Consider the following 6842-nt stretch of genomic DNA (forward strand, 5'->3'; position numbering starts at 1 on the left):
TCCAGCAACTGCTGTTTTTTGGTAGCACCTAATATTGCAGTACTTACGTTTTTGAAACTCGTAATCCAATTTCAATCACTTCACTTTTGCAGGTTTGCGGGTGGCCTTTGAAGTAGCTTTGGCGCGTTTGGTGGAGGTAGCTTCGGGGAGTTCGATCGTTTGGCCCGAGCGTATATAACTTGAACCGATCTGAATATTCTCTGCATACTGATCGGAGAGCGTGATCTTCAAACGATCGGTCAAATCGACGCGGATCGTTGCCCGTAACCCAAGATCCTTATGCTGTGGTCCGTCATGATTGGTGAAATCATTGCGCACCCATCCATCGAGATCGTTGTAATGCGCCGCAATGCGGACCGCAACTTTATCGCTTACCGGAAGGTCGGTTGCTGCATCGAGTTGATACCCTCCATGTTCAAATTCATACCCGGCGCGACCTTCCACCGAGAAAGTCTTGCCGGGCTGTCGGGTGATGACACTAATCGCGCCAAGGCTGGCATTCTTGCCCAGCAGAGTGGACTGCGTACCCTTGATGAACTCCATCCGATCGATATCAAAGAATCCTGTGGAGTACAGTCGGCTTTTGCCAAGAAAGACACCGTCGCTGAACAGTGCGACCGATTGTTCGAAGGCCTGTGGCCGCGCCTGCGTGCCGAGGCCGCGAAAGGTGAGCGCCAATCCGTCATCGGGTGCCCGCGAAAACACAACGCCCGGCACCATGGTAACTGCCTGAAAAAGATCCTTGACGCCCTGGCTCGCCAATAATTCACCGCTGACCGCAGTAATGCTGACCGGAATCCGCTGTGCCGACTCCGAACGTTTCTGAGCAGTGACGACAATGTCACCCAAACCCTCCTGGGCTGGAGCGGGCGCAACCTCCGGAACTGTCGCCTGCGGCGGTGCGGTCCCGCTGGTTACAACTTGTGCAACCGCCGTGCCACAGTAGCCAAGCATAATGCAGGTCAGCGCCGCGGACGAAAGACAATTCTTCTTACTCATGAGCAGATCCTCTCCATGGTACGTCCGCCGGGGACTTTTCGCCGACCGGTCCGCTTTGCGTTGCTCTCATTGGCAACGTTCCACGTATCATTGACTTCAAAGTGTCGTTAGTGTCAAGATGACAATATCGACACCATGAGTAGGGCGCAGCGCGCAGACGTTGGCCCAGGAGAAAAGAATGAGCGACGCGGTCTACGACGTGATCCAAATCGGCTATGGTCCCGTCAGCGAAGCTCTGGCACTGATGCTCGGACGTCAGGGACGATCGGTTGCTGTGTGCGAACGGTGGACTGAGCGTTACCCCCTACCCCGCGCCGTATGCGTCGATCACGAACTTTATCGCGTTCTGGCGGCAAACGGCATGGGCGATATATTGCCGTCGGTAACCCACGCCGGACCGCTGTATCAATGGTTCAATGCTGACTGGAAGGAATTGCTCGTAATCGATTGGCAGAAGACATCGATTTCAGGTGGCCCGGAAGTCAACTTCGTCCACCAGCCAACCTTGGAAAAAGCGCTGGACCTTATGGTGCAAACGCAATCGAGCGTCGCTTTCCATATGGGGTGGGAGGCTATCAGCATCGAGCAGGATGCAGAACTTGCTCATGTCGTGCTTCGACATGCCGACACGGGCGTGGAAAAGCGGCTCTCTGCTCGTTATGTGGTGGGCTGCGACGGCGCCAATTCGATTGTACGCGAGGCCATCGGCAGTACGCGCGAGAACCGTGGCTTTGAAGCAGATTGGCTTGTGATCGACGTGTTGCTGAAGGACGGCGTGACGATTGAGAAACTGGGAATCCCGGATGCCGGGCAATATTGCAATCCTGCGCGGCCTACTACGATTGTACCGGCTGGTGTGCGCGACGGTAAGAAGTTTCGTCGGTGGGAATTCATGCGCCTGCCAGGCGAAACCGTCGAAGAGCTGGAGCGCGTGGATCGGGTTTGGGAACTGCTTAGTGCCTGGGCCGGGCCCGACGATGTGGAACTGGTCCGCCACAAGGTTTATAATTTTCGATCGCTCATCGCCGATCGCTGGCGTGACCGACGGTTGCTGATCGCGGGCGATGCGGCGCACGTCATGCCGCCTTTCATGGGCCAGGGCATGTGTTCGGGTTTACGAGACGCGTGGAACCTTTCCTGGAAGCTGGCGCTCATTCTCGATGGCAAAGCCGATGACCGGTTGCTCGACACATATCAGACCGAGCGCCTTCCGCATGTCAGCCAGATTACCGATATGGCGATCTTCCTCGGTCAGATGATCTGTATTCCTGACCCCGCAGCAGCGGCGGAGCGCGACCTCGCCTTTCTCGGTGGCGCAGCACCGCCCCTGCCGCCCTTCCCACAACTTGTCGGTGGGCTGCTCCATCACGCTGCCGATGATCAATTGCAATCGGGTGCTGGGCTGTTGTCGCCCCATGGCATGATCGAACAGTATGGGCATGGCATTCGCCTCGACGACCTGGTTCATGGCGGCAGCGGATTCGTTGTTATCACCCGCGGGTTCGATGGCAAAGCCGCGCTTGACCCAAGCAGCCGCGACGCTCTTGCTACCTTGGGTGTGCACTATATCGATTTATCAACAAACGGGTCAGCCGATGCGGTTCGCGACATCGACGGAAGGATTGATGCATTCCTGGACGAGCGTGGCTGGAGTGCGATGATCGTTCGGCCTGACTTCTACGTCTATGGGGGCGCGGATGACCGAAGCAACTTCGCCGCGCTTGCGCGCACGCTGATTGCGGACCTCACCGTAGCTGGCGTGCATGTCACCAAGACTCAGAGCGATCAAAACCCCAAGGAGCACGTATGAAACTCGCTCGCTTTCAAACAGATGATGGCCCAAAACTTGGCCTCGTCGAGGCCGAGCAGGTTGCAGATCTGACGGGGGCCGGACTTGCTTACCCAACGATGCTCGCGCTGATCCAAGCTGGGCCGGACGGACTCGATGCAGTGCGCACCACAGCACTCGGGGCACCGCGCAGGCCGCTCGCTGACGTTGAGCTGCTAGCGCCGATCGAGCGGCCCGGTAAGTATCTTGCGATTGGAATGAATTACCAAAAGCATCTGGAAGAAGCCGACAGGCTTGGTGTCCAGCGTTCTCAACATCAGGTCTGGTTCAATAAACAAACCACCTGTCTCGCCGGTCCGTTCGATATAATCGAACCGGGCGTCACCGAAAAACTCGATTATGAGGCTGAGCTTGGGCTGGTGATTGGCCGCCGTGCCAAGGCCGTAACGGCTGAAAATGCTCTTTCTTATGTTTTCGGTTATTTTGTCGCCAACGACGTGTCCGCCCGCGATTGGCAATTCCATTCGCCCACCTTTACGATGGGTAAGTCGTTCGACACCCACGGACCCATTGGTCCGTGGATCGTTACCGCAGATGAAATCCCTGATCCGCAAACGCTCGAACTGCGGTGTTGGGTTAATGGCGAAATTCGACAGTCCAACAACACGGCCAACATGCTTCATCGCATCGATGCCCAAATCGCCTATCTTTCGACAGCCTTTACCTTGGAACCGGGCGATCTGATTGCCACGGGGACACCCGAGGGAGTCGGCGTGGGTCGGCAGCCTCCAACCTTTTTACAGAGCGGCGATGTCATACGCTGTGAAGTCGAAAAGATTGGTGCGATCGAAAACAAGGTTGCCTAGGCAATTGGCTGAACCGAAAAATGGTCAGCGTGTATTCTGAGAGGGAAAAACCATGGCCGTTCTGGGAATTCTGTCTTTTACTCTGGAAGTGCCCGATCTCGACGAAGGTGTTCGATTTTACACAGACGCGGGATTGGTGGCGACGGTCGACGGCGATATTGCGCGCCTGCGTTGTCCAGGCCAGAACCGTGACTCCATCACGCTGGTGGGTGGCTTTCCCGTCAAGCGACTGCACCACGTCGCGCTTCGCGCGGATAATCTGGACTTGATCGCAGAGAACGTTGTCGAGTTTGGCGGTGATGTGGTCGATCCGCCCAGGGGTTATTCGGACAATGGCCTTTGGGTCGCCGATCCGCATGGCATGTTGCTTCACTTAAGCGAGCAACCCGCTGATCCGGAGCTTGTTGCGGGACCCGTATTCAGCGTCAATGGTCCAGGGCGAATCGTTCGCAAGCGTCGACCGGCTGTGCTGCCCGGTAGTTCCTATTCACCGGCAACCCCGAGGCGACTTGGCCATGTTTTAGTTTTTACTCCGGATGTTCCCGCCAGCGTGAAGTTTGTCACTGAAGCTTTGGGCATGGGACTAGCCGATCGCGCGCAGGATATAATTGCTTTCTGCTGCGCGCGCGCAGACAGCGATCACCACGTGCTTGCTTTCGCCAAATCGCCAGGCGTCGGCTTTCATCATGGCAGTTTTCAAGTGCAGGACCCGGACGAGGTCGGTCGCGGAGGACGTGCGTTGGTCGAGAAAATGGGGAAAGGCGACTGGGGTTTCGGCCGCCACACAATCGGATCAAACTTCTTTCATTACATTCAGGACCCGTGGGGCAGCTGGTTCGAATATTATTCCGACATGGATTATATCGACGACTATGCGGAGTGGTCCCCAACGAATTATAGGATGGCAGACAGCCTAGCCAATTGGGGACCGCCCGTGCCAACGGACTTTGTTCACAATTATGAAATTAGTACAGAGAGTTAATTGCATTGTGTCGTCTCATAAGTTTTTTCGGTTGCGGCAGCCGGTTCCAAGCTTGCGGACGCAACGTTATCGGTTTGTAGCCCGCCCGGGGCGCTCTGAACTCCGATCAGGCACGTCGAATGCAATTGAGCAGGATGCAATGTCCGGTTGTCAGTTCCCGATCCTTTTTTGGGCTCGATCCGACGATAGCTGCCGTGCGCACAACCCTCGTGGACGCCAGGCCTGTGTTAAGGTCGTTGGAGACTTGCGAGCATCATGAAGAATGAGAGCGAAGCCTTGTCGGGGGATAGTACCGATCGCCATAAGAAGCATGGGGGGTCCAGCCCGGATTATCAGGCTGCTTCCTGGTCCCCTCCCGATCTGAATGCCAGCCGGTGTCTCGAGGCAAGTATCACCGCTCACGGCAAAGAATGCCTCTGGCCCAGAATGGACATGCAACGGCGCCGTCATGCCGGGCGTGAAAATGGACCGAAGGTACTCGGCAACATAGCTCCTCGCCGGGGCCAACGGCAGAGGCCCCACCGTCGAGACATGGCTGCCGCCTTTAGGACGCCAGGTTTTGCTGGCGAGCGTAAATAGCCAGGCTGAGCCGAAAGACTGCACCACCACGCTGGTAGTTGCTGCGGCAGCTTGTGCGGAATCTGTCGATGTAAACCGATCCAAGTGCCAGAATATTCTTCCGGTCGGCAGAGTCGAGATCTTCGCTTGGATTAAAAGGCAAGCGGGGCCGGCCTCCTCTGCGCCACACGGACGCGTGGTCGCCTGCGCGAAGATCGGCACGCTCCAACCGACAGCCAAAGTTGCAACAAGACCGAAAAGCAATACGCGCATATGCCAACTCCAAGCCTACAATGGTAATTTCGAGAATGTCGGCTTTCAGGCGTGCCTGCAACCCGCACCAGCGGCCGTAGGTGTGCGGATCTTTCATGATTTCTGGCCTTGGCTTGTCAGTCCTTAGACAATAAGGCGATTCGCAATCGACAAACCATCCTGCCATCTGAAAGCTAGGTTCGTATGCAAATCATCGTCCGCGACAATAACGTTGACCAAGCCCTTCGCGCGCTGAAAAAAAAACTGCAGCGCGAGGGCGTATACCGCGAAATGAAGCTTCGTCGACATTACGAAAAGCCTTCCGAAAAGAGAGCCCGCGAAAGAGCAGCGGCAATCAGCCGTTCGAGGAAAGCCGACCGCAAGCGTGCCGAACGCGATAGCTGACTATTCGTAAGGCGCGGCCGTTGCTATGCCGCCTTGATCACCGCCTTTACTACCATGGTAAATATCCGACGCGTTATAGGTACAAATGGGCGAGGCTTGGCGCTCCATCTTTTCACTTTGTCCAATAACAACCAATTTCTGAAAAACGCGACAGCCAGTGCCGCAAAGCGATTGCAAATCACGTTCCGACACTCTAAGTTTTCTTTGTCGAAAATGGTGGACCGGATGTGGTGAACCCCGGTCACCCTGCTTGGGGCAGGGTATATCCAGCTCCCTTCCAGGAAGCCGCGGACCGCGACGCAGGTGGGCGTGTGTCTGCTGCGTAGCGGTGTCCGAGTGGTCCAGCGATGGGGCATTTAGGAGCTCCTCCAGCCTTGCACGTTCTTCGCCGAGCCTGCGGCGTTTGAAGCGAGGACCTTTTCAATGCAACATACTCAAGTTCTGGTGATCGGCGGCAGCCTTGTCGGCCTTTCCGCTACTGTGTTTCTTGCCGCACAGGGTGTCGAGGCAATCACGATCGAGCGCCATATGGCGCCAACACCAGCATCCACGACGTGCACAACCTCGCATGGAAACTGGCCGCGGTCGCTTCGGGCTCGTCCTCGCCAGCATTACTCGACAGCTACGATGCTGAGCGGCGACCTGTAGCGTGGCGGCGGCACCAGCAGATATTTGCCCGTCCTGACTATGCCAAGGAAGCCCAAGGCTGGGCGGAAGACGAGCCGATCATTGACGACGATGCGATGGAGTTTGGGCAAATCTACCGCTCCACTGCGATAATTGGCGCAGGTCCCGAACTTCCCGCTGCAAAGCGGCCAGACGAGTGGCGCGGACAGCCGGGTACGCGGGCACCCCACTTCCCAATCGGGGAGGGCAGCGCTCCACGCTCGTTTTTGGACCTGTTGCAAAGGGGATGGCTGCTGGTCGCAACTGATCCGACTTGGCGAACGATCGCAAGAGAGGCCGCGGCGATTGCCAGGCAAGCCGTGGT

8 protein-coding genes are annotated in these 6842 nt (G+C 56.7%); 6 read left to right on the forward strand and 2 right to left on the reverse strand.

The window, feature by feature from the left end:
- Positions 1-75: 75 nt before the first annotated feature.
- The gene (locus Q0R02_RS09900; RefSeq protein WP_293882980.1) at positions 76-999 is read right to left on the reverse strand and encodes a TonB-dependent receptor; all 924 of its coding nucleotides are present in this window, start codon (positions 997-999) and stop codon (positions 76-78) included.
- 178 nt (positions 1000-1177) lie between these two features.
- On the opposite strand from Q0R02_RS09900, the gene Q0R02_RS09905 reads away from it, so the two are divergent.
- Genes Q0R02_RS09905 through Q0R02_RS09915 form a run of 3 tightly spaced genes read left to right on the forward strand, consistent with a single transcriptional unit; the run spans position 1178 to position 4636 of the window.
- Positions 1178-2809 (forward strand): bifunctional 3-(3-hydroxy-phenyl)propionate/3-hydroxycinnamic acid hydroxylase, encoded by a 1632-nt coding sequence (locus Q0R02_RS09905; protein ID WP_293882983.1) that lies wholly within the window; start codon positions 1178-1180, stop codon positions 2807-2809.
- Entirely contained in the window at positions 2806-3654 is an 849-nt protein-coding gene (locus Q0R02_RS09910) for a fumarylacetoacetate hydrolase family protein (RefSeq protein ID WP_293882986.1), read from the forward strand. The genes Q0R02_RS09905 and Q0R02_RS09910 overlap by 4 nt, the downstream gene beginning before the upstream one ends.
- A 52-nt stretch (positions 3655-3706) precedes the next feature.
- The gene (locus tag Q0R02_RS09915) at positions 3707-4636 is read left to right on the forward strand and encodes a VOC family protein (protein ID WP_293882989.1); all 930 of its coding nucleotides are present in this window, start codon (positions 3707-3709) and stop codon (positions 4634-4636) included.
- Between the two features lie 544 nt (positions 4637-5180).
- Here the strand turns inward: Q0R02_RS09915 and Q0R02_RS09920 are convergent.
- Positions 5181-5564: a hypothetical protein gene (locus tag Q0R02_RS09920; protein WP_293882992.1), complete on the reverse strand. Its 384-nt coding sequence runs from the start codon at positions 5562-5564 to the stop codon at positions 5181-5183.
- A gap of 86 nt (positions 5565-5650) precedes the next feature.
- Between Q0R02_RS09920 and rpsU the strand changes: the two genes are divergently transcribed.
- The 3 genes from rpsU to Q0R02_RS09930 all read left to right on the forward strand — a co-directional run.
- Positions 5651-5851, forward strand: coding sequence for a 30S ribosomal protein S21 (rpsU, locus tag Q0R02_RS09925; RefSeq protein ID WP_293882995.1), 201 nt, complete (start codon positions 5651-5653; stop codon positions 5849-5851).
- A 423-nt stretch (positions 5852-6274) separates the two neighbouring features.
- A complete protein-coding gene (locus Q0R02_RS13820; protein ID WP_367271453.1) occupies positions 6275-6499 on the forward strand; it encodes an FAD-dependent monooxygenase in 225 nt (74 codons plus the stop codon).
- A partial coding sequence (locus Q0R02_RS09930) for an FAD-dependent monooxygenase (protein WP_293882997.1) occupies positions 6406-6842 on the forward strand: 437 nt, incomplete at its 3' end. The genes Q0R02_RS13820 and Q0R02_RS09930, both read left to right, overlap by 94 nt.

Source organism: Sphingomonas sp. (assembly GCF_025353885.1).
Lineage (GTDB): Bacteria > Pseudomonadota > Alphaproteobacteria > Sphingomonadales > Sphingomonadaceae > Sphingomonas_O.